Source organism: Thalassotalea fonticola (assembly GCF_032911225.1).
GTDB classification, from domain to species: Bacteria; Pseudomonadota; Gammaproteobacteria; order Enterobacterales; family Alteromonadaceae; genus Thalassotalea_A; species Thalassotalea_A fonticola.
Window position 1 is genome coordinate 4763416 of sequence record NZ_CP136600.1, and the last position, 26352, is coordinate 4789767.

Genomic DNA, 26352 nt, shown 5'->3' on the forward strand with positions numbered 1-26352 from the left:
GAGAGGTTAAAGCTCTGTAGTTGCAAGGTTACGTAAGATGGTGTTGGCAGCTTCAATACGCATCTCTTTGCGTAATAAGCTTAGCTCTCTGGTTTTAGCGAGTGCTCTATCTGGATCTTCTTGATAATTGCGAGTAATTTCAAAGCTATGGTGTTGGTTATCTGTATTCTCAAACCTGATTTCATAACGTACTGAATAGGTTAATTCATACTCAGCAACTTGACCGTTTTCAAATAAGGATAAAGTGCGACGATTGAGTGAATCTTTTAAAATACGTAGCTCTGGGATGTTAGTGCTGCTTTTATTCAGCACCTTTACATCATTATCTTTTAAATTTGATTTTACAAAGCGGGTTAGCTCACCATGTGGGTCTTGTGAGCTTACATATAAGGTTTGCATTTCATCGGGTAATAAATAATCGCCACGTAAATGAAAGCCACAGCCAGTAAGGAAAGATGCCGTTAGCAGGACGCTAACGGATACTTTTATCCACTTTGTAAAAACAGCGATTTTTGTCATTAATTAGCCACGATGTTTAGAAGCTTGCCCGGTACGTAAATAATTTTACGAACGGTTTTACCTTCTGTAAATTTAACTACATTCTCTTCCGAAAACGCAATCTTTTCAACATCTTCTTGTGAAGCACTGGCACTAACGGTAATTTTTGAACGTAATTTACCATTTACCTGCACAATGACTAGTTTTTCATCTTGTACTAATGCAGCTTCATCAACTGTTGGCCATGTCGCTTCTTCTACAGCCGTACCGTCACCAATAGTTGCCCATAATTCATGGCCTAAATGTGGTGTTATTGGTGTTAGCATTAGTACAATCGATTGCACTGCTTCATGCATAATGGCTTTATCGGCATCAGATTCAAGTTTCGCTTTCGCTAGGTGATTCATTAATTCCATAATTGCAGCAATAGCTGTATTAAAGGTATTACGACGACCAATATCATCACTTACCTTGGCAATAGTTTTATGCAATTCTCGGCGTAAATTTTTCTGCTGTGAATTAAGTTGAACATCAGCTAACGTAGGAATAGCCGTGGCTTTTGTCGCTTCGCTGAAATCAAATACTAATTTCCACACTCGTTTTAAGAAACGATGTGCGCCTTCTACACCTGAGTCGGACCATTCCAGCGTTTGCTCTGGCGGTGAAGTAAACATAATGAATAAACGTACGGTATCAGCACCAAATTGGCTAATAACTTCTTGCGGGTCAATACCATTATTCTTTGATTTGCTCATTTTGCTCATCCCGGCTGATAATACCGGTAAGCCATCTTCTTTATAAGTGGCTTTGATAACTGCGCCTTTTTCGTCACGCTCAACGTCAACATCACTAGGTGCAATCCAAGTTTGAGCGCCATTACTTTCTTCACGATAGTAAGTATCGGCTAATACCATGCCTTGACATAATAAGCTTTTAAACGGCTCGTCTGAGTCGACTAAACCAACGTCACGCAACAATTTGTGGAAAAAACGTGAATACAACAAATGTAAAATAGCATGTTCTATGCCTCCAACATATTGATCAACCGGTAACCAGTAATTCGCTTTGTCAGGGTCTAACATGCCAGTGTCGTGATCTGGAGAACAATAACGAGCATAGTACCAAGATGACTCCATAAAGGTGTCAAAGGTGTCTGTTTCATGGAATGCGGTTTCGCCATTATAAGTGGTTTTTGCCCATTCCGGATCGGCTTTAATTGGTGACGTTACACCATCCATTACCACATCCTCCGGTAAACGTACCGGTAATTGATCTTGTGGTACTGGCACCGACTCACCGTTTTCAAGGGTTAACATTGGAATTGGCGTACCCCAGTAGCGTTGACGAGAAACACCCCAGTCACGTAAGCGGTAATTTACGGTGATTTTTCCTTTACCTGCGTTGTTCAAATTATCTGAAATTGCTTTAAAAGCCGCGTCAAAACCTAATCCATCGAACTCACCAGAGTTGATTAGCGTGCCTTTTTCAGTAATGGCTGCCGTAGAAATATCATCAGCCTCAGAGCCGGTGATCACTTGTTTAATGTTTAAACCGTATTTTGTGGCAAATTCGAAGTCACGTTGATCATGACCTGGTACTGACATAACTGCACCTGAGCCGTAATCCATTAACACAAAATTTGCTGCCCATACTGGTACTAGTTCGCCAGTGATAGGGTGTACAGCTTTAAGACCTGTATCTACACCAAGTTTTTCCATGGTTGCCATATCAGCTTCAGCAACTTTGTTGTTTTTACATGAGGCAATAAACTCACTTAACTCACTGTTATTTTTGGCTGCTTCCAATGCAAGTGGGTGCTGAGTAGCAAGGGCAACATAAGTTACCCCCATTAATGTATCTGGACGTGTTGTATAAATATCGAAGCGTTCTTTAGAGCCTGCTACTTCGAAGGTCATTTCTACACCTTCAGAGCGGCCAATCCAATTGCGCTGCATGGTTTTTACTTGTTCAGGCCAACCTTCAAGTTGGTCTAAATCGTTTAATAGTTCTTCGGCGTAATCGGTAATTTTGATAAACCACTGTGGAATTTCTTTACGTTCAACAATTGCGCCAGAGCGCCAGCCGCGACCATCAATTACTTGTTCGTTGGCAAGAACAGTATGATCAACAGGATCCCAGTTTACCGTGGCATTTTTTTTGTAGACCAAGCCTTTTTCAAAAAGCTGAGTGAAAAACCATTGTTCCCAACGATAATATTCAGGTGTACAAGTAGCTAACTCTCGATTCCAGTCATAACCAAAGCCTAATGATTTTAACTGATTACGCATGTAGTCAATGTTTTCATAGGTCCACTTTGCCGGTGCAGCTTTGTTTTTAATTGCAGCATTTTCTGCAGGTAATCCAAATGCATCCCAACCCATAGGTTGCATTACATTTTTACCTTGTAAGCGCTGATATCGGCTAATAACATCGCCAAGAGTATAATTACGTACATGGCCCATATGTAAACGTCCGCTTGGGTATGGGAACATCGACAAGCAGTAAAATTTTTCTTTACCCGGTTTTTCAGTTGCAACAAATGTATTGTTTTCGGTCCAGCTCTGTTGAATTTTTTCTTCAATAGACTGTGGATTATAAATGGATTCCATTAACGGTATTCTCAAGCGTTGGTCATGCTAAATTTTTTGCTAATCAAATTTTTATTTAGCACTAGACATGAATTTAAAATATTGCTCGGATAATAACTTAAATATTTGCTAAATGGTATAGAAGAGCGCGTCGTTTCTCCCTAATCAGCTCAGTTTGTCTATACTTTTAATGTAAGTATTGAAATTTATACACAATCCAACGCTTTGACGTGAATTAAGTATAAAAATAGTAGGTAAATTTAGGACGGTTTATGAGTGACAAAAATAGCAATTATCAAAACATTTTCGATAAAATTTATCTTTGGTTAAAAGATGCTAAAAATGATGAAGTTAAATCGATCATGCAATGGGTAAACAAGGCCGATGAATTTATTAATGCAGCTGAGCAAGTTTCTATTAACGAATACCAGTTGTCAATTGAGAGTTTTAAGCAAGACTTACTCGGTTTTTATCAACACAACAAAACCGATGCTGAAAACTCTATGTATCTCAATGCTATTAGTGAAGGCATGTGGCAGCATTTGGCTCATATGACCGATCAAACACAAGTTGAGTGGACTGAATTAGTCGATGATTTCAATCATGACGGTACCTATAAAACCGGAGATTTAATTGGCTTTGGGCGTATACAGTGTCAAGGATGTGCTAGGCAGGTTGATGTAACCCACGCAAGTACGGTCATTCAATGTCCAAATTGCGGTTCAAATGAATATTCTCGCCAGGCGTTTAGTGATTAATCTTTCATAACGTGCTCATGCAGAACACTTTTTATACGATTTTAAACTTAGTCAATTTTGGCTTTGCATTTTTATATTACCTAGGTATACACTGATTCTATAGGGTTGTTCTTTTGGTCGAATCTAACTCTTTAAAGTTATCAGTTCGACATGATTAAAATAACAATAAAACCTCCTTCTTTTATGTCTTTAAAGGATATCAATATTACATGACAATATCTAACGACGCACTTAAGGTGCCAGCCAAGAAATTATGTGCTGAATTACCAGAAAGTTTATTTTCCAAAAGCCAGGTAGATGTCAATGTTAAACAGAAATTTATTGGCCATGAGCGGGCCAAAGAAGCGCTGAATTTTGGTCTTTCCATGCCATCAACAGGTTTTAATGTATTTGCCAAAGGCGAACCTGGCAGCGGCAGACAAACGTTGATCAGCCAAATGTTAGCTGAATTTGCTAGTCAACAAGATACAGCCAATGAATGGTGTTACATAAATAATTTTGATGATCATCAAGCGCCGCATAAATTGTATTTAAATGCCGGTGAAGGAAAACAATTACAAGGTAAAATTAATTCATTAATAGATGATTTGATGGATCTATTTCCTGAGATATTTGATAACCCGGGATATCAACGCCAGAAAGCCGCTATAGATCGCGCTTTTAATAAGAAATATGATGAAGCCATTGAAAGTGTTGAAGAACATGCCTATTCAAAAGAAGTTGTTTTGTATGAAGAGAAAGGCGAAATAAGCTTTGCGCCACTCGTTGATGGCAAGCCATTAAACGATAAAGATTTTGCTAACTTAGATGAAACCAAACGAACCGAGTTTTATCAATTGTTGGAAGAGCTAGAAACCATTCTCAGTGAAAAATTACTGGAATTACCATTATGGAAACGTGAGTCCAGCGTTGCCATGCGAAAATTAAAATTTGGTACCGCTGAACAAAGCATACGTCCGTTACTAAAAGAACTTGAACGTGAATTTGCGGCAAACCTTGGCGTGTTGAAATACCTTCATCAAGTGAAAGGATCTATCACTGAGGCGGTATTAGATATATTGGTTGATGAAAACTCAGAAAATCCTCGTGACGACAAAGGTTGTCGCAAAATGATGGAAGAGCGTTTCATGCCAAACTTGCTGGTTTCTCGAGTACCTAACGAGGGGGCGCCTGTTGTTTATGAACAAAACCCTACCTACCAAAACCTTTTTGGCTCTATTGACTATTCATCATTTCAAGGGGCGGTGTATACCAATTACCGGTTAATTCGCAGTGGTGCTTTACATCGTGCCAATGGCGGTTATTTATTATTGGATGCCGAAAAGTTATTAACCCAGCCAATGATTTGGCAACGGTTAAAATTGGCATTAAAAACCGGTGAAGCACAAATAGATCATCCATACGCTGATATGGCTATGGGCAGTAGTGTTAGTTTGCAGCCTGAAAAAATCCCGCTGAAAGTGAAAGTGATTTTACTCGGCAATTCTGAAATTTATTATACCTTACAAGAGTATGATCAAGAGTTTACCGAGCTGTTTCGCGTACTGGCTGACTTTGATCGTCACGTTGATAAAAATCAGGAAAATTTAAAGGCGTATGCCACATTAATACGCCAACACGCACAAAAGCACGATTACCCGATCGTTAATGATAAAGCGGTGAGTTTATTGGTTCGTTATTCTCTGCGAAAGGCTGAGCATCAACAACGCTTGTCTGCCAATATAGTACAAATAAACGATTTGCTTGATGAAGCCAAATTTATTTGGCAAAAATTAGGCAGTGCCGGCAATATTGAAGAAACTCATGTTGAGGCTGCACTTGCGGCAAAAGCGAGAAGAACCGGACGCTTAAGCGAAACATGGCTTCAGGAAATCAAAGAAGAACAAGTGCTTATCTCAACCGAAGGGCAGGCGGTAGGCAAGGTTAATGGCTTAACCGTACTTGAAATTGGTGATAGCGTGTTTGGTACACCTGCACGTATTTCTGCCACCGTTTATGCGGGGGCGCAAGGGGTAACAGATATTGAGCGCGAAGCCGAGTTAGGTAAATCAATTCACTCGAAAGGTGTACTGTTATTGATTGGTTATCTTGGCCATAAATATGGTCAAAGCTTTCCGTTATCAATATCAGCGAATATTGCCATTGAACAATCTTATGGCCATATCGATGGTGATAGTGCATCAATGGCTGAGCTTTGCGCATTAATATCGTCAATTACCAAATTACCAATTAATCAACAGCTCGCCATAACTGGTTCAATGAACCAACACGGTGAGGTGCAATCTATTGGCGGGGTAAACGAAAAAATTGAAGGTTTCTACCGGTTATGTCGTGATAAGGGACTTACTGGTGAGCAAGGCGTTATTATCCCAAAAACTAATAAAATCAATCTAATGCTAGACCCTGATGTGATTGAGGCTGTTGAAAACGGTGAGTTTAATATTTATGCTGTTGACCATGTTGATCAGGCATTAGAGCTGTTACTTGGTCAGGCTGCAGGTGTCTCTAAAAGAGATGGTAGCTATCCGAGAAAATCGATTCATGGTTTAGCCATGGACAAGTTGTCATATCTATCGGATATGATTAATGGCGGGGATAGCGAATAACTTATCAGTTTCGAATACGGTACTTTATACCTACGAATCACGAAGCAGTTATCGAAGTGAAAGGTATTCGGTACTGAGTTTAAAATGTCTTCGTAATTCGTAGTGCAACGTATTCGTAATTCATTACTAAGGAACAAATATTTAATGACTTTACTAATCATCTTAGCTGTAGTGTTTGGTGGTGTTGCTGTTATGGTGATATTAGGTGAAAAATTCGGTAAACCACTAGAAGTTAAAGAGCAGCAAAAATATTCAAAGTGGATCACCATCTTAGTGTTTGTTATGTTATTTGCTGCACTATTCAAATTTATCTAATAGCTAATAAGTTGCATGCTTTTAAAATACAAGTACCAACCTCTGATTAGCGCGTTAATAACAAACTGGTGCATTATATTCTCAGTATCAGCACAAGCAGAAGTAAAACATTGTGCTGATTTACAAGATGAAATACATACTAAAATTTCTAACAACGGTATAGAAAATGTTGATTTGACTGTTGTTGAAAATGATGAAGTCGAAGACCATGATGGCTATAGTGTAGTTGGTAGCTGTGAGGTTGGTTCACAAAAAGTGTTATATAAAAACTTATATGAAGAATAATAAAACTGCAGCGCATTTATATATGGTCACTTCGTGACGTTATTTAAATTTCTCAAGGTCAAAGTTCAGCGATAACTTTGACCTTGAGAAATTTTATTTATTATTGGTAAAAATTCATTATTTAGATTAAGTTTATTAACTTACTATTGTAAATTTGATTGAAAATATCGATGAATACTCATTTACCCAATTTAAAACATCTACAATATTTACTCGCATTAAACGAGCACCAGCACTTCCATCGCGCTGCGGATGCTTGCTTCGTCAGTCAATCAACACTGAGTAGCGCTATTATCAAACTTGAGCAGCTTTTAGATTGTCAGCTTATAGAGCGTGACCATAAAAGTTTTGTTTTTACTGCTCATGGTAAAGCGGTCGTCAAAATGGCTGAACAATTAATTCATAGTGCTACCGATCTAGTCGAATTCTCGATGTCACAAGGCTTGATTAGCAAGGGCCATGTATACTTAGGTTGCATACCCACTATTGCACCATTTTTATTAACTGATGTGATATCTGCCACCTCGCAATTACTACCTGAAATTGAGTTATTCATTAAAGAAGCACCAACAGATGAATTAATCAAGCAATTAGCTAATGGTGATATTGATATCGCCATTCTTGCATTGCCAATTGATAACAAACATAGCCACAATTTCAAGCAAACACATTTGGGCAATGATGAATTTTATTTGGCGGGCAATAATGAGTTAGTTTCACAAGTTATAAATGATGAAAGTTATAAGAATATCCCTGATGAAAGTGTATTTTTGTTATCTGAAGAACATTGCTTAACTGAGCATGCTTTATCCGCTTGTAAATTAGTAAATAAATCTAAAATAAACCCTTTCGCTGCAACTTCATTAGCCACGTTATTGCAAATGACAATTCATCATAATGGCCTAACTTTTTTGCCCGAAATGGCGATAAATAAAGGTATTGCAGGCCATGCGTACCTAACGGTACAAAAGCTACATAAGCACCCTTATAGGGAAGTAGCTATGCTTGAACGAAGTGGCAGCCTTCGCTCTGAAACATTTAAATTACTAGCTAATGTAATTATTGATTTGTTTCAACAAAACCGCTGAATATATAAAGATGAAAATAAATTTAAAAACTTTCAAACTTTTTTCTCTTCTCTTCCTACATATATAGTAAATCGACATTAAAAAAGAAAACAATAATGATAAATTCCCTAGGAAAATATTTTGTTTGAACGCAGTGATGAAGCTCTGATAAAGCTTGCTTTAAAGGGAAAGAAATCTGCTTGGATGACATTGTTAAAACGCTATGAAAAGCCGATTTATAATTATACCTTACGTATGGTTAGTAACCCTGATGATGCTTTAGATTTATTACAAGATATCTTTATAGCGGTATTTAAGAATCTTGCTTCGTTTCGAGGCGATAGTAAATTTAAAAGTTGGTTGTTTCGCATCGCACACTATCGTTGTATTGAATATTACCGCCGTAAAAAGCCTCACCAATCTCTTGATGAGCAACCAGAGCAAGAAGCGGAAGTTATAGATAGCTGTCCTGAGAATTGTATAAAGCAAGCGCAACAATCAGAGGCATTAGCCACAGCGATGAAAATATTACCAATAAACCAGCGTACAGTGGTTGAGCTAAAGTTTTTTCAACATTTCACTTTTGATGAGATTGCTGGTCAACTTGGTATATCGAGTAATACGGTGAAATCACGTTTATATAGTGCACTAAACAAATTAAAAGGTGTTTTGGAGGTGGATTATGTCTAATTCAGAAAATCAAAAAGAGCTCGAATTTCAATTATGGCTAGAAGGTAAACTAAGCCCTTCGCAGAGTCTGAAGTTTGAACAAGATATAGCTGATGATGAGCCAATGCAGCAACGCCTAGCAACGGCAAGGTTTATTGAACAACAAGTGCATTGTTATGAGGAACAAGCTGTTCCTGCTTGGGATAGAGAAAGTACCTTTAACAGTGATTCAAAGCCTTGGTGGCAATGGCAAGGTCTGCCTGCAATGTCTATGGCATTTTCTATATTTGCTATTTGCTTGGTCATTTTTAAAGTTGAATTGGTTATGCAAGATAGTGGCCTTTTAGTTAGGTTTGGTGGTGAGAAAAGTCAGCAAAATACAGTTGAAGTTGAGCAACTGATTAACCAACGATTAAAAGAATTTGCAGCTGAGCAGCAAGTCGTTTTAGCCAATTACGCGACAGATATGAAAGATGATCAACAAGATAATAATTTAAAGCTTGCCACTTATTTAATGAGTGCTGCCAGACAAGAACGTAAAGAAGATATTTCTAGTTTTGTTAAGTTTGTCAATGATCAACGAGATGAAGACTCAATAGATCAAAAGTTACGCTTTCAGAAACTTGAATATGCATTGCTGTCGCAATCAATTAAAAACAAATTAAACAACCCTACGCTGCAAAAGGCGAATTATGAACAACAACCGATGCAGGAAAAATAATATGAAGATAATTAACAACACGGTACTGCCTCTAGCATTTGCTTGTACACTAGTTTCAAATAGCGTTAATGCTATGGATTTTGATAACTTACATCAACAACTCGATATTATGAGCGATATTATTAAGAGCACAATTAAAAGACAAAGTAATAATCAAGGACCTCGACTTACTCGAATTGACAGTCATTATTTAGCTGGTCAGGGGGTTGTTTTTAATTTGAATGTATCTCGGGTTTTTTATTATGGCCACAATAACAACATACCCGTTATGCCTGTAGCTCCTGTAGCTCCTCGAGCACCCCAAGGGCTAGAAGGGGAAGAGCTATTTGGTGAAAATTTCGAAATAGTTATTGAAGAGGCGATGGAAGAAGCAGCGATAGCTATTGAAATTGTTAATGAAAACATGCGCTTTGATGTTGAAGAGCAACGCGAATTGAGAGAGCAGGAGCGAGAGCTTGCATATGAATTAAGGGATTTAGCTCGTGCAGAACGCGATCTGAATTATGAAAAACTGCATTTAGATAATGATGAAAAAGCCGAAAATCAAAAAGAGCTGGGAGAACTTGAAGAACGTAAAGCTGCTATTGAGCAAGCGAAATTAAACGCTCAAAAGCGTGCCGATGAACATCAGAGAAAAATCGAAAAAATACAAGCGGACAAAGCTAAACAGCAGCAAGCCTACTATACAAAACTTGAAACCACAGTTAGCGAAGTATTGTGTAATTATGGCGGCGGCTTGAAAGCGTTACCTGATTCTGAATATATCTCTATGATAATTAAAGGTGCAGGAGCGACAGTTGAAGGGCGAATTAAGGATAAAGTACTGGTATTTAACAAGTTAGATGTTAAAAACTGCGTACTTGAAAGAATAACTGCGCCAACTTTATTAGGTAAAGCGAATGGCTATCAGTTCTAATCGACCGTGCTACGCAGGGGGATAGGCCACTTCGTGACAATTTAACCTTGAAATAAAATAAAGGCCTGTATTTAATAATACAGGCCTTTTATATGTAATTTGTTCAAAACAAAACTAGAAACTATTGACCCATAGGTACGTTAAAGTTTTCACCTATTTCAAAATCACCTTCAGCCTTAGTGAGTAAGTCACCATCAAAGCTTAATACCAGTTTTTTACGTTTATTAAAGGCTTCGTCTTTGCCTGATAGAAACTCATAAACATAATACCAAGTGTCACTATTAAAACTGTCTTTTATTACCGGGTTACCAAGTACGTATTTTACTTGTTCTTTGGTCATGCCTACTTGTAATTTGTCAATTTGTTTTTGTTCTAAGTAATTACCTTGAGCCACGTCTATTTTGTATACACAGCCCGAAACTAAGCATAATGCTAAGCTTAAAATTATTGCGCGAGATAACATCTATTATTTATTCCTATCTTTCCTGAGCAAGGATAATAACCAAGGCAGTTAAGAGATTAAAGGTTTTTGTCATTTATTTGCAAAAATTATTATTATTGCTGTTTATATTGAGTAACTATCCTGCTAAAAGTTCCTTAGCATTAGCCAAACTGGTTTTTGTTATTTCATCCCCTGCTAATAATCGGGCAATCTCATTCTCTCTTGCATCAAGGGTTAGCTCTGTAACGCTGGTTTGAGTATTTTTACCGTCGGTAAGTTTTGCAACGAACATCTGCTGATGGCCTTTACTCGCCACTTGCGGCAGGTGGGTAACGCAAATAACTTGCGTAGATTCACCAAGTTTATTCAACTGCTGGCCTACTTTGGCCGCCGTTGGACCACTAATACCAACATCAACTTCATCAAAAATAAGAGTAGGGGTAACAACCTTTTCAGCAAGAATCACCTGAATAGCAAGACTGATCCTTGATAACTCTCCACCAGAGGCTACTTTAGCTAAAGGTTCTACCGGTTGTCCTGGATTCATACTTACCAAAAATTCAATATCATCACTGCCATGTGCGGTTGGCTCTAATATGTCTTTTTCAGTCACGTCGAGTTTAAATATTGCATCAGGCATATTCAATTGTCGAATTGACTTAGTGATTGCTTTTTCGAGCTTAGTTGCGGCTTTAATTCTGCTTGTTCTCAGCTTGCAGGCAAGCTCTTTGTATGCAACTAAACAATTCTCCATTTCATCATGAATGTGCTCTAATCGTGAATCATCTGATGCTATTGCATTGAGCTCCTTGCAAATGTTTTGATGAAAATCAACTAGATTTTCAGGTGCAACTTTGTGCTTCCTGGCCAAATCAATTGCAGTTGAATAGCGCTCTTCGATTAGAGCAAATGTTTGTGGGTCTAAATCAATACTTTGTTGGTAGTCAACCAGATCGTGACTGGCTTCTTCAAATTGAATTCTTGCCTCATTTACTAATGTCGCTATTGATTTAACGCTTGAATCAAGTTCTGCAAGTTGATTTAAGTGTTCGGTTGCTTTTTGTAATTTATCTAGAAGATTGAATTGCTCATCAGCAGATATTTCTTGTACGCATTGCTCAGATAACAAGAGTAATTGTTGGGCGTTACTATTACGCTTAAAGTCTGCTTCTAGCTGAGTGAATTCATGTTCTTGTAGAGCAAACTCATCTAGCTCTTTGACTTGATACTGCAACAATTGTTGCTGAGCAAGACGCTGCTGTTTATTTTGCTGCAGAATTTGTAGCTCACTTTTTAGCGAGTGCCACTGATTTTGGTAAAACTTAAGATCAGTTAACAGCTCTTGATGGTTGGCATAATCATCTAATAGTCGACGTTGCTCCAGGTTTTTCATTATTAACTGATGATCGTGTTGGCCATGAATGTTTAAAAGATATTGACCAAGATCTTTCAATTGCGCTAAAGGGACAGGACTGCCATTAATGTATGCTTTTGAACGGCCTTCTGCGCTTATAACTCGTCTGACAATACATTCATTATCTTGTTGTAGATCATGGGCAGACAGCCACTTTGATGCTTTTGGAATATCGGCGATCTCAAAAGTCGCGGTGAGTTCAGCTTTATTGCTGCCAGGTCTAACCGTATTCGCTAATGCTCTACTACCTAAACATAACCCTAATGCATCGATGGCAATTGATTTACCTGCACCGGTTTCGCCGGTTATTGTAGTCATGCCTTTTTGCCAATCTATTTCTACAAAGCTGACAATGGCGAAGTTTTTTATGGCTAAATTTAATAACATAGTTGCACTCAATTAGTTATTACCAAGAGGTAAAAATAAACACTGTTAATATATACAGTAAAATTAACAGTGTTTATTTTTGAATGCAAGTTTATTTTACCTTCAGGGATGAAGGTATGCCGAACTACCAAGGACGGTATAAGTTCGGCGAGCTCTCAGGGATGAAGGTATGCCGAACTACCAAGGACGGTATAAGTTCGGCGAGCTCTCAGGGATGAAGGTATGCCAATCGGCTTATTATAGATTTCGGTGAATTGTATTTGTCGTTAATAAACTTTATTACCCCAACTCAATTTTGTTCTTAATACATTGAAGTAGTCATGATCTAGTGGGTGAACCAAACGGAGTGTGTATTTACATTTTTTGATTCGTATTTCGTCGCCTGGCATAACGGCTAAAATCACATGACCATCACAACTTACTTGTAATTCTTCATGATTATTTGTGGCTACAACCAGTTTTATTTCACTGTCGCCATCGACCACAATTGGACGAGAGCTTAGCGTATGCGGAAACATTGGCACTAACGAAAGGGCATTTAAGTTTGGTGTCATAATAGGACCACCGGCCGACATAGAATAAGCTGTTGACCCTGTTGGCGTAGACACAATAATTCCGTCAGAGCGCTGTGAAAACATGAATACATCATCTAAATAAACCGCAAACTCCATCATACTGGCAACTTTACCTGGATGAAGTACAGCTTCATTCATAGCACTATTAGAGCTTTTTAGCTGACCATGGCGATAGACTTCTGCTTGAATTAAAAATCGTTGTTCTGTTTTTGAGTGACCATCTAAAATAGCTTCAAGAGGCTCAATCAAGTTATCAGGCGATAAATCTGTTAAAAAACCTAAGTTGCCGCGGTTAACACCAAGCACAGCAATGTCATAACTTGATAAAACTCGGGCAGCACCTAGCATATAGCCATCGCCACCGACAACAATTGCCAAATCAGCCTGCTTGCCAATTTCAACAATATCAAAGGTATGAATGTCTTCTTTATTTAGTTTGTTGGCCACGGCTGTTTCTATCATGACTTGGTAGTTATTACCTTCCAAATAATGATGAAGCGCTGCAATAGTTGCTAAGGCTCCTTCATGCTCGGGTTTACCGATAAGGCCTATTGTTTTATACATTTTAGTCATTTAAATCGTGCTAATTTATTGTTTATTATGGCAGTTTTACCGACATTTTTCCTATTGTAAAGAGCACATATGCTAAATAGTTAAAAAATCTCCTTGAAACCTTTAATAAAGCCCCCATAATTATCACAATTATGAATTAAAAAGTCCGGTTTAGGACGAAATGATATTGTGGAGTTATCGATGACTACTGAGTCAACAAATACTGATAAAGATGTTTCAGCAAGTGAAGCTGAATTGAATGCAACTGAAGAGCAAACGGTTGAACAAAGTGATATAGAGCAAACTGAAACGGTTGAAGACGAAGTGGTTGTAGAATTAACTGCAGAGCAACAAAAAATTGCTGAACTTGAACAAGCGTTAGCAGCTGCACAAATGACTGTTGCTGATCAAAAAGACTCTGTTATTCGAGCTAAAGCTGAAGTAGACAACATTCGTCGTCGCAGTGCGCAAGAAGTGGATAAAGCGAAAAAATTTGCTTTGGAAAAGTTTGCCGGTGAAATGCTAAACGTAGTTGATAACCTTGAACGTGGTTTAGCAACAATTGATGCTGAAGCAGAAGAGCAAAAATCTGTATTTGAAGGGGTAAATTTAACCCTGCAAGGTTTGTCCTCAGGCCTCGAAAAGTTTGGTGTTAAATCGGTCGATCCAAAAGATCAACCTTTTAACCCTGAATTACATCAAGCCATGTCGATGCAAGAAGTTGAAGGTGTTCAGCCAAATACTGTTATTGCAGTAATGCAAAAAGGCTATGAACTGAACGGCCGTCTTATTCGTCCTGCGATGGTTATGGTTTCAAAATAAACCTAATACCAATCTGCATAAATATATGGTCAACTCAGTGATTATCAAACGCTCGAGAGTAATCAAAATTTGAAGTAAATAGTTATTCTATATTCTTGAAGTTTTGGGCCGTTATCGTGGGTTTGATAAGCATCCAAAGGGCGATTGTTCTTTATGTAGAATGGTATAACACTGAATTCACCATAAAAGAGCAAGCTAGTCTTGCTCTTTTTTTTACTTCAAGGAAGAAGGAATGCAAACTGCCATGGACCGCTCAAACGCGTCCATGCGAACACGGCATTCAATACATCCTATATCTCATGGCAATAAGTTTGTAACTCATTAGATTGATTGATCAAAAAGTCTATTTGTTGTTGTAAAACTCTGCTTTGTAAAATTAATTGGCTATGTGTTTTTACTCTAGCTAATAATATTTTGGGGATGATAGGCTTAGTTATGTAATCTACCGCTCCGATCTCTAGCCCTCTAACGACGTCCTTTACACTTGCTAACGCGGTAGTAAAAATTACTCTTATATTTTGAGTCAGTGGATTTGATTTTAGTTGTTTACAAAATGTTAAACCATCAATTTCGGGCATCATTATATCGAGCAAAATTATATCGGGTGGATTATTTGAAAGGCAAATTTTCATCTAAGAATTAGCATTGTTAGCTGCCTTCACCTTAAATTTACCTTTAAGTGTACCAGTAACGATTTCAATATTTGAGGGTATATCATCAGCAATAAGTATTTGTATATCTTCAAGCCTGGCTACGTTTTTAAAATGATGGTTTATTGCAGACTTTGCTAGTTGCTGTTTATGGTTTCTTACTGGAAATTCAATGGCATTTATCAATCTTTCTTCAATGAGTGAAGATGTCAGTGGCAGTACAATGTACTCAGTTATACCAAGCCTGATTAATTAAATTTGGCGCAATAATATTTAAGATCACAACTATAGGTAATTTAAAGAGGTTCTTATTGGATCTAATGTGGCTAATCAATAGCTTGATATATTCATCGTTATTGTTTTGCCAATAACAAATTACCAAATCATATTGCTTAGCTTTTAAATAATTTTGACTTTGTGCTAATGAGTCAGCCAAATTACTACTAAAATCAAAGTTTGCGATATACTGCACAGTATTATCGTATTCTCCATTAGCAAAATTAACCAATAGTACTGATTTTCCTTGTAAAATTTCAATAGAACTTTCCTGCATATTTCCCTTAATAAAGTCGCAATTTTCAATACTCTTTATATACTAGATTAAAAGTCGTATAAAAATTCGTAAAAATGTATTCTTTTAAAAAAATATTTTTCAGCTCACTTTGTTTACTTTTACAAATTGTTTGCCTTGAAATTAATGCACAAGAGTTATCTGCTGATTTAAAAGCATGGGCAGAGAAAAATCCTGTTATCTCAATTGCAATCGATTCGAGTCTTGCTCCTTTGGACTATCTTGATGAAAATGATAAAGCCACAGGGATCGGAGCACTGTACCGGAATGAATTAAATAAAATCCTGCCGGTAAAGTTAGAGGTGACTTCCGCCTTAACATTTTCTGAAGTACTTAGTGAAGTGCAAACCCACCAAGTAGATGCATTATCTTTGTGTTCCTATACAGAGTCGAGAGCAGGAACGGTTCTGTTTTCTAAGCCAATCCTTTCCAGGGCGTCAATTTTAGTGGTAAGTAAAAGCTCTACCATTAAAACTATTTCCGACATATCCAAAAATAATACAATCGGTGTAGTAAAAGGCTTTGTGAATTTAGAGCACGCGATTGCTTTGGTTGGCCACAATAATTCAATTCAAGTCGATAATTTAAACTTTGGTTTAGAGCAAGTTCATACCGGGGAGTTGGATGCTTTTATTACTTCTTCCGTAGGTTTAATTTATGCTGAAAAAGATCAGGTAGAAGACAGGTTTCATACAATACCTTTAAATCATCTAAGGGCCTTTGACTTAGGATTTTGTATTGATACCAATAAACCGGAACTGCAAGCAATATTAAACTGGGGAATTGATCAATTAGGCAATGATGCTTGGCAGAATATTAGCTACGATTGGACAAATTCATTAAAAAAGCAACCACTAGCTTCTGAAGCTTTTAGTATAGACTATCAATTTTATCTATTTATATTGGCAGGTATTTTAGCGTTAATATTTATGGTTATTGAAGGTCGAAAATATGCAGATGAAATAGCGATTAAATTCGGTACCGAACGCTTTAAAGCAATTTATATAATGGTTGTTGTACTTATTTTATCTATATTAATCATAGCAGCAACTTGGTATTTACAGGATTTTAAAAAGCAATCATCAGCCAAAGTAGAACAAATATTAGATTTAAGTCAAGATCGAATTTCTAATGATTTAAATAATTGGTATAACTCACGACTTTTACTGGTAAAGCAGGTTAGTAGGTTACCTTTATTTAAGCAACAAGTTGAAGCATTAGTAACAGCTAAAAACAGTAATGATACTAATGAAATTAGCAATGTCAGAGATAGTTTACATCAATTCTTTGCGCAACGACCCTCAACAACATTAAATGCCCGTGGATACAATATAATATCCACGTCAGGAGTTAATTTACTTAATCATATTAATGAACTTACTGGTCAACAAAATGCAATCACTCAACAGCGTATTGATATATTTAAACAAGTCCTCAATGGTGAAACAAAATTTATACCGGCGGTAAAACCCCACCTAACTTCGTCATCGGAAGAAAATCGCGAAAGTTTTATTTATATAGCTAGTCCTGTCTTTGATAGTGACGGTAATATTATCGCTGTATTCGCCTTAAATTTTGATCCGCTAAAAAGTTTTACTTCAATTTTTACCCAATTAAAAAAAGGTGAAACATTTGATGCTGTAGCTATAGATGTTAATGGTCAATTAGTTTCCGGTAGTCGATTTCAAAAAGCACTAATAAAAACAAAGAAAATATCGATAAAACAATCAGCCATATTAAACGTATCTTTACCAGATACACAAAATAACCAGATTGTACAAAGTACAATATTAGGCATTGGTGGGAAGAGCTTTTCAGGTTATCTAAATTATCGAAACAAATTGGTTGTTGGGACTTGGAAGTGGCATAAGTTATTTAATATCACTACCGTAGTTGAATTAGATTTTGAGGAGTTTGAAGAAGAATATATACAGTTAAGAGATGTTCTGTTTAGCATTTTATCGGTTACAATTTTTATTCTCATCGCCTTGTCATCTTTCATGTTTATTATTTCACGACGAGCAAACGAAATTAACAATCGTTCAAAAGCTGAACTAGAAAACTTGGTTGCTCATCGAACTGAAGAGTTAGCAAATTCTGAGCGTAAAAACCGTTCGGTATTAAGCTCTGTTGCCGATGGTATTTTTGGTATTGATAAACAAGGGAATTGTGTATTTTTTAATGAGTCGGCTTGTACTCTATTAGGCTTTACTGAAGCGGAAGCTATTGGACAAAACTACTTAAATTTGTTTAACCATACAAATGCCGATGGCTCTGAAAATACGATTGAAACGAGCATCATTGCCAATGCAATTAAAACTCAAAAAACTATTCGAGTTTCTAACAATGTATTTTGGCATAAGGACGGTGAAAAGATTTTTGTTGGATACTCAGTGGCGCCGATCACGTCAACGGATGATGGCTTGGTTGCCGTCGTAGCTTTTAGTGATATAAGTGATAGGTTGAAAGAACGGGAAAGAATTGACAGTCTGTTAGAGACTGCGCCAATTACTATGTTGGTAGTAAATCAGAGCGATTTGATTGTACAGGCCAATGCAACAACTCAGCGGATGTTAGGTTTTACGCCAAATGAATTAGTTGGTCAGCCATTATCAACGCTTGTGCCTGAGCACCGGCGAGCAGAGCACCATTCTTTCACATTGGATTATTGGAAAGATCCTGTGATCCACCGCAGTGGGATTGATGACGGTGCTCTTGACTTGCTGACTAAAAATGGTGGGAGCATTGAAGTCGAGTCGGTTTATACGCCAATTAACATTGCCGAAGAACAACTTTTAATTATTTCCATTCGTGATATTACCCAAGAGAACTTGGCGAAAAAAGCCTTAGTTGCAGCGAAACAATTGAGTGATGAAGCGAGCAAAGCCAAATCAGACTTTTTAGCCAATATGAGTCATGAAATCCGAACGCCAATGAATGCGATTATTGGTATGTCACATCTAGCTTTAGAATATGATTTAGACAATAAGCCAAGAAATTACATTCAAAAAGTACATAAAGCTGCTGAATCATTACTTGGTATTATTAATGATATTCTCGATTTTTCAAAAATTGAGGCTGGTAAGCTAGATTTAGAACGAATTGATTTTCACCTAGAAGATGTTATGCACGACCTGGCTAATATTATTGGCTTGCAAACCCATGAAAAAGGCTTGGAATTATTATTTAATATCGCCCCCGATATACCAATATATTTAACCGGTGATCCGCTTCGTTTAAATCAAATATTAATTAATCTTGCTAGCAATGCGGCAAAATTTACCGAGCAAGGGCAGATTGTTATTTCAATCAAGCTGGTAGAGCTTGAATCTAAACAAGTTAAATTAAGATTTGCCATACAAGATTCCGGTATAGGTATGAGCGAAGAACAATTACAAAAACTGTTTAAGTCATTTTCACAAGCCGACTCATCAACCACTCGTAAATACGGCGGCACTGGCTTAGGTCTTACTATTTGTAAAAAATTAGTCACTCTTATGGGCGGAGATATCTGGGTTGAAAGTAATGTAGGTAAAGGAAGTTGCTTCTTTTTTGATGTCTGCTTAGAACTACCTAAAGGTCAGGTGGAACAAAAATTTACTGAGCAACAAATGCAAATGTTGGCCAATAAAAATGTTCTCATAGTCGACGATAATCCAATGGCACTGGAAGTACTGCAAGCAATAATGAAATCATTTAAGTGTAATGTCATTACTGCAACAAATGGTCTTGAAGCTATTGCTGTTGCGCAAGCATTTGACAGTGAATTCGACTTTGCCTTAATAGATTGGAAAATGCCGGGCATAGACGGTATTAAAACTATTGAAAAATTAAAAACACTAGTGTCAGATAAAACCAAAAATTTTATTATGGTTACCGCTCATGGCCGAGAAGAAATAAAACGCTATGCCCAAGATGTTGGTAGCGACTTTATTGATAGCTTTATAGCAAAACCAGTAACAGCCTCATCTGTATTTGATGAAATGATGCACTTAATGGGGCAGTCATTTATCGAAACCAATCGTACGTTGAAAAGAACAAATGAATTACGCCAAGATCAACAGTCCTTAGCGGGGGCAAAAATTTTGTTAGTTGAAGACAATGAATTAAATCAGGAACTTGCGATGGAATTGTTAAAGCAAGCAGATATCATAGTTGATCTTGCTGAAAATGGTGAACAAGCGGTGAATATGGCTAATGAGCAAACTTATGATGGTATTTTAATGGATCTGCAAATGCCAATTATGGATGGTTACACGGCTACCGGAATTATTCGCCAGGAATACCCTAAACTTCCTATATTAGCGATGACTGCAAATGCTATGGCTGGAGATAAAGAAAAAGTAGTTGCTGCAGGCATGAATGATCATATTGCCAAACCCATTAATGTTGGTGAAATGTTTGCCATTATGAATAAATGGATAAAGCCAAGTGGACTGTCTGTAACTCAAAAGCAAGGCATAGCTGAGCAAGTCAAACAAATTGCTAATATAGAAAAACCAGTTGTTACTGATATTACACTAGTTAGCTTTAGCCATATAAATATTAGTTCCGGCCTTGCTATATGTAATGGTAATGCAGAACTATATACCCGCTTATTGAAGAAATTCACCTCTAATCAAAGCTCATTTTATTTAAGCTTTAATGAAGCATGGTCTGAGAATCAAATAAAAGATGCCACGTTAATTGCGCATACATTAAAAGGTGCTGCCGCAAATATCGGAGCTAAAGTCTTACACCAGCAAGCTGGTGAGTTAGAAAGCGCTTGCGTCAATGAGGAAGAAACTGAAGTCATTAGTAGCGAATTTCAATTATGTAGTCAAAAGTTACAGCTAGTAATGACTGAGTTAAATGAATTTTTTGAAAAACAAGACTCCTTAGAAAATGGCGCTACACTTAATAAAGATGAACCTCTATTTGATTTACACGCTTTATTGCCTAAGTTAATCGAGTTATTAGCTCTTGTTAATGAGTTTGATGCTGATGCAAGCGAATTGGCGGAACATATTATGAAGGAGATCGCTGCGAAAGATATAAAGCAAAACTTTAAAGTAGTATTAAAAGCTATTGAATCATACGACTTTGATCAAGCGACTGTGCAATTAGTACAGTTTTTAGATAAACATAATTTGGAATATTAAATGAGCGAACAATTCACGGTATTAATTGTTGATGACAACGCCGATAATATTGACGTGTTAAATGGAATTTTACGACCATTTTATAAAGTTAAAGCTGCGCTAAATGGTGAGTTGGCATTAAAGATTGCTAATGGTAAGCAAAAACCCGATCTTATTTTACTCGATGTAATGATGCCGAAAATGGATGGCCATGAAGTGTGTCGACGCTTAAAAGCTAGCCCGGTAACCTCAGATATCCCAGTAATTTTTGTCACCGCTAAAACTGAAATCGCCGATGAACAAAGTGGCTTTGCTTTAGGAGCTGTTGATTATATTACCAAGCCGGTTAGTGTGCCTATTGTTCAAGCCCGGGTAAAAACTCAACTAGCGTTGTATGATCAACAACGAGAACTAGAAAATAAAGTTAAAGAAAGAACCAAAGAATTAGAAAATACCCGAGCTCAAATCATTAGGCGATTAGGTAGAGCGGCTGAATTCAAAGATAATGAAACCGGTATGCATGTAATTAGGATGAGTTGCTATGCAAAGTTTTTGGCTGTTGAAATTAATGCAAATAGTGAATGGGCTGAATTACTGTCTAACGCGGCGCCAATGCATGATATTGGAAAAATAGGTATTCCAGATCATATTTTGCTAAAGCCTGAGAAACTTAATGATGAAGAATGGCTAGAAATGCAGCGCCACGTTGAATATGGAGTAGAAATCTTAGGTAACCATGATTCACCGTTATTATCTCTTGCAGTTGAGGTTTGTGCCTATCATCATGAAAAGTTTGATGGTAGTGGTTATCCAAACCAACTTAAAGGTAAGGATATTCCACTAAGTGCTCGGATAGTCGCAATTGCTGATGTTTTTGATGCGCTAACTTCTGAGCGCCCATATAAAAAGGCATGGAGCATTGAACAGGCTTTTGCTTTCATTGATGAGCAGTCAGGAAAACATTTCGATCCAGACTTAATCGCACCGTTTAAAAATTGTTTAGAGCAAATCAAACAAGTAATGTGCGAATATGCTGATGAACATGAACGTGCCACTTTTGGTAATGTGTAGTGGAGTATCAAGTGTTATTACCGCTTTAATTAACTATTTTTACAAAAAAGTTCATTTTTTTTAATTTTTTTTATTTTTTCTATTGAAAAATAATTACACCCACCCCACTTATTGAATATCAAAGAATTATCTGAAATATTTTAAGTGGAGATCCTCAAATGGGCAAAATTATTGGTATTGACCTTGGGACAACAAACTCATGTGTTGCTGTATTAGACGGCGATAGCGTACGTGTTATTGAAAATGCAGAAGGCGATCGTACAACTCCTTCTATCATCGCATACACTGCGGAAGGCGAAACGTTAGTTGGTCAACCAGCAAAACGTCAATCAGTAACGAACCCAACGAATACATTATTCGCTATCAAGCGTTTAATTGGTCGTCGTTTTGAAGACAAAGAAGTTCAACGTGACATCTCGATCATGCCATTTGGTATTGTTAAAGCTGACAATGGTGATGCTTGGGTTGAAGCAAAAGGCGAGAAAGTAGCGCCACCACAAATTTCTGCTGAAGTTATCGCAAAAATGAAAAAGACTGCGGAAGACTTCCTAGGTGAATCAGTAACTGAAGCTGTTATCACTGTTCCTGCATATTTTAACGATTCACAACGTCAAGCAACTAAAGATGCTGGTCGTATTGCTGGTCTTGATGTAAAACGTATCATCAACGAGCCAACTGCTGCTGCACTAGCTTACGGCATGGACAAGCAAGAAGGCGATCGCGTAGTTGCTGTATATGACTTAGGTGGTGGTACATTCGATATCTCCATTATTGAAATTGATGAAGTTGAAGGCGAGCACACGTTTGAAGTTCTAGCGACTAACGGTGACACACACTTAGGTGGTGAAGATTTCGATAACCGTTTAATCAATTACCTGGTAGCTGAATTCAAGAAAGATCAAGGCATGGATTTAACAACCGATCCACTAGCGATGCAACGTTTGAAAGAAGCGGCTGAAAAAGCTAAGTGTGAGTTATCTTCGGCACAACAAACTGATGTTAACTTACCTTACATCACAGCTGATGCTTCTGGTCCTAAGCACATGAACATTAAAGTCACTCGCGCTAAATTAGAGTCACTTGTTGAAGATATGGTTAAAGCGACATTAGAGCCGTTAAAAATAGCGCTAGCTGATGCTGACTTATCAACGTCTGATATCACCGATGTGATTATGGTTGGTGGTCAAACACGTATGCCTATGGTGCAAGAAGCGGTTACTAACTTCTTCGGCAAAGAGCCACGTAAAGATGTTAACCCTGATGAAGCTGTTGCATCTGGTGCTGCAGTTCAAGCCGGTGTTTTATCTGGTGATGTTACAGACGTGCTTCTACTTGACGTTACTCCATTATCTCTTGGTATTGAGACTATGGGCGGCGTGATGACTAAAGTTATCGATAAGAATACAACTATTCCAACTAAACAGTCACAAACGTTCTCAACAGCTGAAGATAACCAATCTGCTGTAACAGTACACGTTGTACAGGGTGAACGTAAGCAAGCATCACTAAACAAATCTTTAGGTCAATTTAACCTTGAAGGTATTGACGCAGCGCCTCGTGGTACACCACAAATCGAAGTTACTTTTGATATCGATGCTGATGGTATCTTGCACGTAACGGCGAAAGATAAAAATACTGGTAAAGAACAAAAAATCACTATCAAAGCATCATCTGGTTTATCTGACGATGAAGTAGAGCAAATGGTACGTGATGCTGAAGCTAACGCTGACGCTGACGCTAAGTTTGAAGAGCTAGTTACTGCTCGTAACCAAGCTGACGGTATGGTTCATGCTACTCGTACGCAAATTACTGAAGCTGGTGATGATTTACCAACTGAAGACAAAGACAAAATTGAAGCTGCATTAACCGAACTTGAAGAAGCTCTTAAAGGCGACGACAAAGAAGCTATTGATGCAAAATCTCAAGCAGTAATTGAAGCGTCTGCAAAACTTATGGAAATTGCTCAAGCTAAAGCACAAGCTCAAGGCGGCGCAGCTCCTGAAGGTCAAGAGCCACAAGCTCAACCTGCAGACGATGTAGTAGATGCTGAGTTTGAAGAAGTAAAAGAAGACAAAAAATAATAACTAACTAAGTACACCTTAGGTTAGATATTTAATAAAGCGCTGCAGAGACTTAGTCATGCCAGCGCTTTATTGTTTAAAACGAAAAAGTTGAAATAAAGATTATTATGTCAAAACGTGATTATTATGAAGTTCTTGGTTTGTCGCAAGACGCTGGTGAACGTGAAATAAAAAAAGCTTACAAACGCCTTGCAATGAAATTTCATCCTGACCGCACCAAAGGTGACAAGGATAAAGAAGAGCAATTTAAAGAAGTAAAAGAAGCTTACGAAATTTTAAATGATGATCAAAAGCGTGCTGCTTATGATCAATACGGCCATGCAGCTTTCGAGCAAGGTGGTCACGGAGGCGGCGGTGGCTTTGGTGGCGGTGGCTTTGGGCAAGACTTTGGTGATATCTTTGGCGATATTTTTGGCGGCGGTGGCGGCCGAGGTCGTCAACAACGTCAACAGCGTGGTTCAGATTTACGCTACAACTTAGACCTAAGCCTTGAAGAAGCCGTTAAAGGTAAAACCGTAGAGCTTAAAGTACCAACTTATGTGAACTGTGATCCTTGTAAAGGTAGCGGAGCTAAAAAAGGCACTTCAGCAAGTACTTGTCAAACTTGTCATGGCCATGGCCAAGTACAAATGCGCCAAGGTTTATTTGCGGTACAGCAAACCTGTCCAACGTGTTCTGGTCGCGGTAAGGTGATTAAAGAGCCATGTACATCGTGTCGTGGTCAAGGCCGAGTTGAGAAAACCAAAACATTATCAGCTAAAGTTCCAGCAGGGGTTGATACTGGCGATAGAATTCGTTTATCTGGTGAGGGTGAAGCCGGTGAAATGGGCGCACCAGCAGGTGATTTATATGTTCAGGTTAATGTGCGTGATCATGATATCTTTGTTCGTGATGAAAATAACTTGTACTGTGAAGTACCAATCAGTTTTACTACAGCTGCGCTTGGTGGTGAAATTCAAGTGCCCACACTAGACGGTAAAGTAAAACTGAAAATACCTAGCGAAACTCAAACCGGAAAAATGTTCCGCATGCGTGGTAAAGGTGTTAAATCAGTGCGCAGTTCAATTACTGGCGACTTAATGTGTAAAGTTGTAATAGAAACGCCGGTAAACTTGAAAACTGAACAAAAAGAGTTACTTGAACAACTACAAGCGAGTATGGGTGAAGGTAAAGACGCCGCTCACTTTCGTCCGAAAGAGCAAGGTTTCTTTGATGGCGTAAAAAAATTCTTTGATGGTTTAAAGTAATAAGTTAATGAAAACTGGTAATCGAAAGGCTGCAATTTTTTGCAGCCTTTTTTGTTTGAATAATGTCTGGATAATTATCCTTTTCAAGGATAATGTTAGTTTAAAGTCGGCCCACCTCAAGGCTAGTTTAGGTCTGGCTGATGTGAGCCTTGAATAGCGTGAATTGATTCGTCAGTTTTGGTAAAAAATTACTCGTTAGATGAGTATTTTAGACTATAATAGTAATACTTAATTTTAGGAGTTAACAGAATGGTTTCTATTAAAAAATTCTTCGTTTTAATATTTTTTATGGCTGTTACTGGTCCGGCACTATCTGGTTATGATGAAGCTTTAGATTTGATCAATAGAGGCGAATTTATTGAGGCTGTAGAAGAGTTAAAGCCACTCGTTGAATTAGGCTACCCACCTGCGCTGTACCACCAGGCAGCTCTTTATGAAAATGGTCAAGGTGTTAAAAGAGATCAGGTTAAAGCGTTTGAATTATACACGCGAGCTGCCAATCGAGGTATAGCTGAAGCTCAGTTTTCCTTGGCGCAAATGTACCTTGAAGGTAGGGGGTGCACAAAAGACACAACACAAGGATTTGAATATACTCGTAGAGCGGCTGATAAAGGTTTAGCTGCTGCTCAATATAATTTAGCTGTAATGTATCAAAAAGGTGAGGTTACAACTCAGAGTTATCGCAATGCGGCAATTTGGTATGAAGATGCAGCAATGCAAAATTATGCCTTAGCTCAATTTAATTTGGCATTGTTATATTTTGATGGCCTAGGTGTTACCAAAAATATGGAGATGTCTTATATTTGGAATAGAGTTGCTGCATTTAATGGTTATGAGCCGGCAGAGAAAAGTATGAACTTGGATTCTAAAAAGCTCTCTAGAGAGCAAATCAAAAGTGCTCGAGAGCGTGCCGATGAATTGTATTTAAAAATAACACCTGATGAGAAAGATTATAAACCATTTAGCTTTGACGGTTAAATCGTTAGGGTCTAAAAAC

General features: G+C 37.7%; 22 protein-coding genes. 14 read left to right on the top strand and 8 right to left on the bottom strand.

Annotated elements, in window-relative coordinates:
- Nucleotides 1-6: 6 nt before the first annotated feature.
- Nucleotides 7-519 carry an LPS-assembly lipoprotein LptE gene (locus tag RI844_RS19705; RefSeq protein WP_348396348.1) on the bottom strand — a complete coding sequence of 171 codons (513 nt, stop codon included), beginning with the start codon at nucleotides 517-519 and terminating at the stop codon, nucleotides 7-9.
- Complete coding sequence (leuS, locus tag RI844_RS19710; RefSeq protein ID WP_348396349.1) at nucleotides 519-3107, bottom strand: leucine--tRNA ligase; 2589 nt, start codon at nucleotides 3105-3107, stop codon at nucleotides 519-521. The genes RI844_RS19705 and leuS overlap by 1 nt, the downstream gene beginning before the upstream one ends.
- Nucleotides 3108-3358: 251 nt before the next feature.
- On the opposite strand from leuS, the gene RI844_RS19715 reads away from it, so the two are divergent.
- The 8 genes from RI844_RS19715 to RI844_RS19750 all read left to right on the top strand — a co-directional run bounded on the left by RI844_RS19715 (nucleotide 3359) and on the right by RI844_RS19750 (nucleotide 10423).
- Nucleotides 3359-3844, top strand: coding sequence for a zinc ribbon-containing protein (locus tag RI844_RS19715; protein WP_348396350.1), 486 nt, complete (start codon nucleotides 3359-3361; stop codon nucleotides 3842-3844).
- A 209-nt stretch (nucleotides 3845-4053) separates the two neighbouring features.
- Nucleotides 4054-6450: a Lon protease family protein gene (locus tag RI844_RS19720; RefSeq protein WP_348396351.1), complete on the top strand. Its 2397-nt coding sequence runs from the start codon at nucleotides 4054-4056 to the stop codon at nucleotides 6448-6450.
- 144 nt (nucleotides 6451-6594) lie between these two features.
- Nucleotides 6595-6765 (top strand): hypothetical protein, encoded by a 171-nt coding sequence (locus tag RI844_RS19725; RefSeq protein WP_348396352.1) that lies wholly within the window; start codon nucleotides 6595-6597, stop codon nucleotides 6763-6765.
- Between the two features lie 15 nt (nucleotides 6766-6780).
- The gene (locus RI844_RS19730) at nucleotides 6781-7050 is read left to right on the top strand and encodes a DUF1161 domain-containing protein (RefSeq protein ID WP_348396353.1); all 270 of its coding nucleotides are present in this window, start codon (nucleotides 6781-6783) and stop codon (nucleotides 7048-7050) included.
- A gap of 170 nt (nucleotides 7051-7220) precedes the next feature.
- Complete coding sequence (locus RI844_RS19735; RefSeq protein WP_348396354.1) at nucleotides 7221-8138, top strand: LysR substrate-binding domain-containing protein; 918 nt, start codon at nucleotides 7221-7223, stop codon at nucleotides 8136-8138.
- Between the two features lie 120 nt (nucleotides 8139-8258).
- Nucleotides 8259-8807 (top strand): RNA polymerase sigma factor, encoded by a 549-nt coding sequence (locus RI844_RS19740; RefSeq protein WP_348396355.1) that lies wholly within the window; start codon nucleotides 8259-8261, stop codon nucleotides 8805-8807.
- Entirely contained in the window at nucleotides 8800-9507 is a 708-nt protein-coding gene (locus tag RI844_RS19745; protein WP_348396356.1) for a hypothetical protein, read from the top strand. Before RI844_RS19740 ends, RI844_RS19745 begins: the two co-directional genes overlap by 8 nt.
- A gap of 1 nt (nucleotide 9508) precedes the next feature.
- Nucleotides 9509-10423: a hypothetical protein gene (locus RI844_RS19750; protein WP_348396357.1), complete on the top strand. Its 915-nt coding sequence runs from the start codon at nucleotides 9509-9511 to the stop codon at nucleotides 10421-10423.
- Between the two features lie 121 nt (nucleotides 10424-10544).
- Here the strand turns inward: RI844_RS19750 and RI844_RS19755 are convergent, their stop codons facing one another.
- The 3 genes from RI844_RS19755 to nadK all read right to left on the bottom strand — a co-directional run bounded on the left by RI844_RS19755 (nucleotide 10545) and on the right by nadK (nucleotide 13814).
- Nucleotides 10545-10886 carry an outer membrane protein assembly factor BamE gene (locus RI844_RS19755; protein ID WP_348396358.1) on the bottom strand — a complete coding sequence of 114 codons (342 nt, stop codon included), beginning with the start codon at nucleotides 10884-10886 and terminating at the stop codon, nucleotides 10545-10547.
- A gap of 115 nt (nucleotides 10887-11001) precedes the next feature.
- A complete protein-coding gene (recN, locus tag RI844_RS19760; RefSeq protein WP_348396359.1) occupies nucleotides 11002-12666 on the bottom strand; it encodes a DNA repair protein RecN in 1665 nt (554 codons plus the stop codon).
- A gap of 266 nt (nucleotides 12667-12932) precedes the next feature.
- Nucleotides 12933-13814 carry an NAD(+) kinase gene (gene nadK / locus RI844_RS19765; protein ID WP_348396360.1) on the bottom strand — a complete coding sequence of 294 codons (882 nt, stop codon included), beginning with the start codon at nucleotides 13812-13814 and terminating at the stop codon, nucleotides 12933-12935.
- Nucleotides 13815-13994: 180 nt separating this feature from the next.
- On the opposite strand from nadK, the gene grpE reads away from it, so the two are divergent.
- Complete coding sequence (gene grpE, locus RI844_RS19770; protein WP_348396361.1) at nucleotides 13995-14615, top strand: nucleotide exchange factor GrpE; 621 nt, start codon at nucleotides 13995-13997, stop codon at nucleotides 14613-14615.
- 290 nt (nucleotides 14616-14905) lie between these two features.
- On the opposite strand, the gene RI844_RS20310 is transcribed toward grpE, so the two are convergent.
- Genes RI844_RS20310 through RI844_RS19780 form a run of 3 tightly spaced genes read right to left on the bottom strand, consistent with a single transcriptional unit; the run spans nucleotide 14906 to nucleotide 15818 of the window.
- The gene (locus RI844_RS20310; protein ID WP_405054431.1) at nucleotides 14906-15247 is read right to left on the bottom strand and encodes a response regulator; all 342 of its coding nucleotides are present in this window, start codon (nucleotides 15245-15247) and stop codon (nucleotides 14906-14908) included.
- Nucleotides 15248-15451 (bottom strand): response regulator, encoded by a 204-nt coding sequence (locus RI844_RS19775; RefSeq protein ID WP_348396362.1) that lies wholly within the window; start codon nucleotides 15449-15451, stop codon nucleotides 15248-15250.
- Nucleotides 15452-15494: 43 nt separating this feature from the next.
- The gene (locus RI844_RS19780) at nucleotides 15495-15818 is read right to left on the bottom strand and encodes a hypothetical protein (protein WP_348396363.1); all 324 of its coding nucleotides are present in this window, start codon (nucleotides 15816-15818) and stop codon (nucleotides 15495-15497) included.
- A 74-nt stretch (nucleotides 15819-15892) separates the two neighbouring features.
- Here RI844_RS19780 and RI844_RS19785 point away from each other — a divergent pair, with 74 nt between their 5' ends.
- From RI844_RS19785 to RI844_RS19805, 5 genes are all read left to right on the top strand, one after another.
- Nucleotides 15893-20977, top strand: a complete 5085-nt coding sequence (locus tag RI844_RS19785; RefSeq protein ID WP_348396364.1) for a response regulator — start codon at nucleotides 15893-15895, stop codon at nucleotides 20975-20977.
- A complete protein-coding gene (locus RI844_RS19790; protein WP_348396365.1) occupies nucleotides 20978-22027 on the top strand; it encodes an HD domain-containing phosphohydrolase in 1050 nt (349 codons plus the stop codon). It abuts the gene before it with no gap.
- Nucleotides 22028-22185: 158 nt separating this feature from the next.
- Complete coding sequence (dnaK, locus tag RI844_RS19795; protein WP_348396366.1) at nucleotides 22186-24108, top strand: molecular chaperone DnaK; 1923 nt, start codon at nucleotides 22186-22188, stop codon at nucleotides 24106-24108.
- A gap of 107 nt (nucleotides 24109-24215) precedes the next feature.
- Nucleotides 24216-25355 (top strand): molecular chaperone DnaJ, encoded by a 1140-nt coding sequence (dnaJ, locus tag RI844_RS19800; RefSeq protein ID WP_348396367.1) that lies wholly within the window; start codon nucleotides 24216-24218, stop codon nucleotides 25353-25355.
- Nucleotides 25356-25604: 249 nt separating this feature from the next.
- Nucleotides 25605-26333, top strand: coding sequence for a tetratricopeptide repeat protein (locus RI844_RS19805; RefSeq protein WP_348396368.1), 729 nt, complete (start codon nucleotides 25605-25607; stop codon nucleotides 26331-26333).
- Nucleotides 26334-26352 lie beyond the last annotated feature (19 nt).

Excerpts from the sequence above, each read along its gene's own strand:
- RI844_RS19780 (WP_348396363.1), bottom strand. The coding sequence starts at position 15,818 with ATGCAGGAAAGTTCTATTGAAATTTTACAAGGAAAATCAGTACTATTG.
- RI844_RS20310 (WP_405054431.1), bottom strand. The coding sequence starts at position 15,247 with ATGAAAATTTGCCTTTCAAATAATCCACCCGATATAATTTTGCTCGAT.
- dnaJ (WP_348396367.1), top strand. The coding sequence starts at position 24,216 with ATGTCAAAACGTGATTATTATGAAGTTCTTGGTTTGTCGCAAGACGCT.
- leuS (WP_348396349.1), bottom strand. The coding sequence starts at position 3,107 with ATGGAATCCATTTATAATCCACAGTCTATTGAAGAAAAAATTCAACAG.
- grpE (WP_348396361.1), top strand. The coding sequence starts at position 13,995 with ATGACTACTGAGTCAACAAATACTGATAAAGATGTTTCAGCAAGTGAA.
- RI844_RS19730 (WP_348396353.1), top strand. The coding sequence starts at position 6,781 with ATGCTTTTAAAATACAAGTACCAACCTCTGATTAGCGCGTTAATAACA.
- RI844_RS19745 (WP_348396356.1), top strand. The coding sequence starts at position 8,800 with ATGTCTAATTCAGAAAATCAAAAAGAGCTCGAATTTCAATTATGGCTA.
- recN (WP_348396359.1), bottom strand. The coding sequence starts at position 12,666 with ATGTTATTAAATTTAGCCATAAAAAACTTCGCCATTGTCAGCTTTGTA.
- RI844_RS19725 (WP_348396352.1), top strand. The coding sequence starts at position 6,595 with ATGACTTTACTAATCATCTTAGCTGTAGTGTTTGGTGGTGTTGCTGTT.
- dnaK (WP_348396366.1), top strand. The coding sequence starts at position 22,186 with ATGGGCAAAATTATTGGTATTGACCTTGGGACAACAAACTCATGTGTT.
- nadK (WP_348396360.1), bottom strand. The coding sequence starts at position 13,814 with ATGACTAAAATGTATAAAACAATAGGCCTTATCGGTAAACCCGAGCAT.
- RI844_RS19715 (WP_348396350.1), top strand. The coding sequence starts at position 3,359 with ATGAGTGACAAAAATAGCAATTATCAAAACATTTTCGATAAAATTTAT.
- RI844_RS19755 (WP_348396358.1), bottom strand. The coding sequence starts at position 10,886 with ATGTTATCTCGCGCAATAATTTTAAGCTTAGCATTATGCTTAGTTTCG.
- RI844_RS19735 (WP_348396354.1), top strand. The coding sequence starts at position 7,221 with ATGAATACTCATTTACCCAATTTAAAACATCTACAATATTTACTCGCA.
- RI844_RS19750 (WP_348396357.1), top strand. The coding sequence starts at position 9,509 with ATGAAGATAATTAACAACACGGTACTGCCTCTAGCATTTGCTTGTACA.
- RI844_RS19785 (WP_348396364.1), top strand. The coding sequence starts at position 15,893 with ATGTATTCTTTTAAAAAAATATTTTTCAGCTCACTTTGTTTACTTTTA.
- RI844_RS19720 (WP_348396351.1), top strand. The coding sequence starts at position 4,054 with ATGACAATATCTAACGACGCACTTAAGGTGCCAGCCAAGAAATTATGT.
- RI844_RS19790 (WP_348396365.1), top strand. The coding sequence starts at position 20,978 with ATGAGCGAACAATTCACGGTATTAATTGTTGATGACAACGCCGATAAT.
- RI844_RS19705 (WP_348396348.1), bottom strand. The coding sequence starts at position 519 with ATGACAAAAATCGCTGTTTTTACAAAGTGGATAAAAGTATCCGTTAGC.
- RI844_RS19805 (WP_348396368.1), top strand. The coding sequence starts at position 25,605 with ATGGTTTCTATTAAAAAATTCTTCGTTTTAATATTTTTTATGGCTGTT.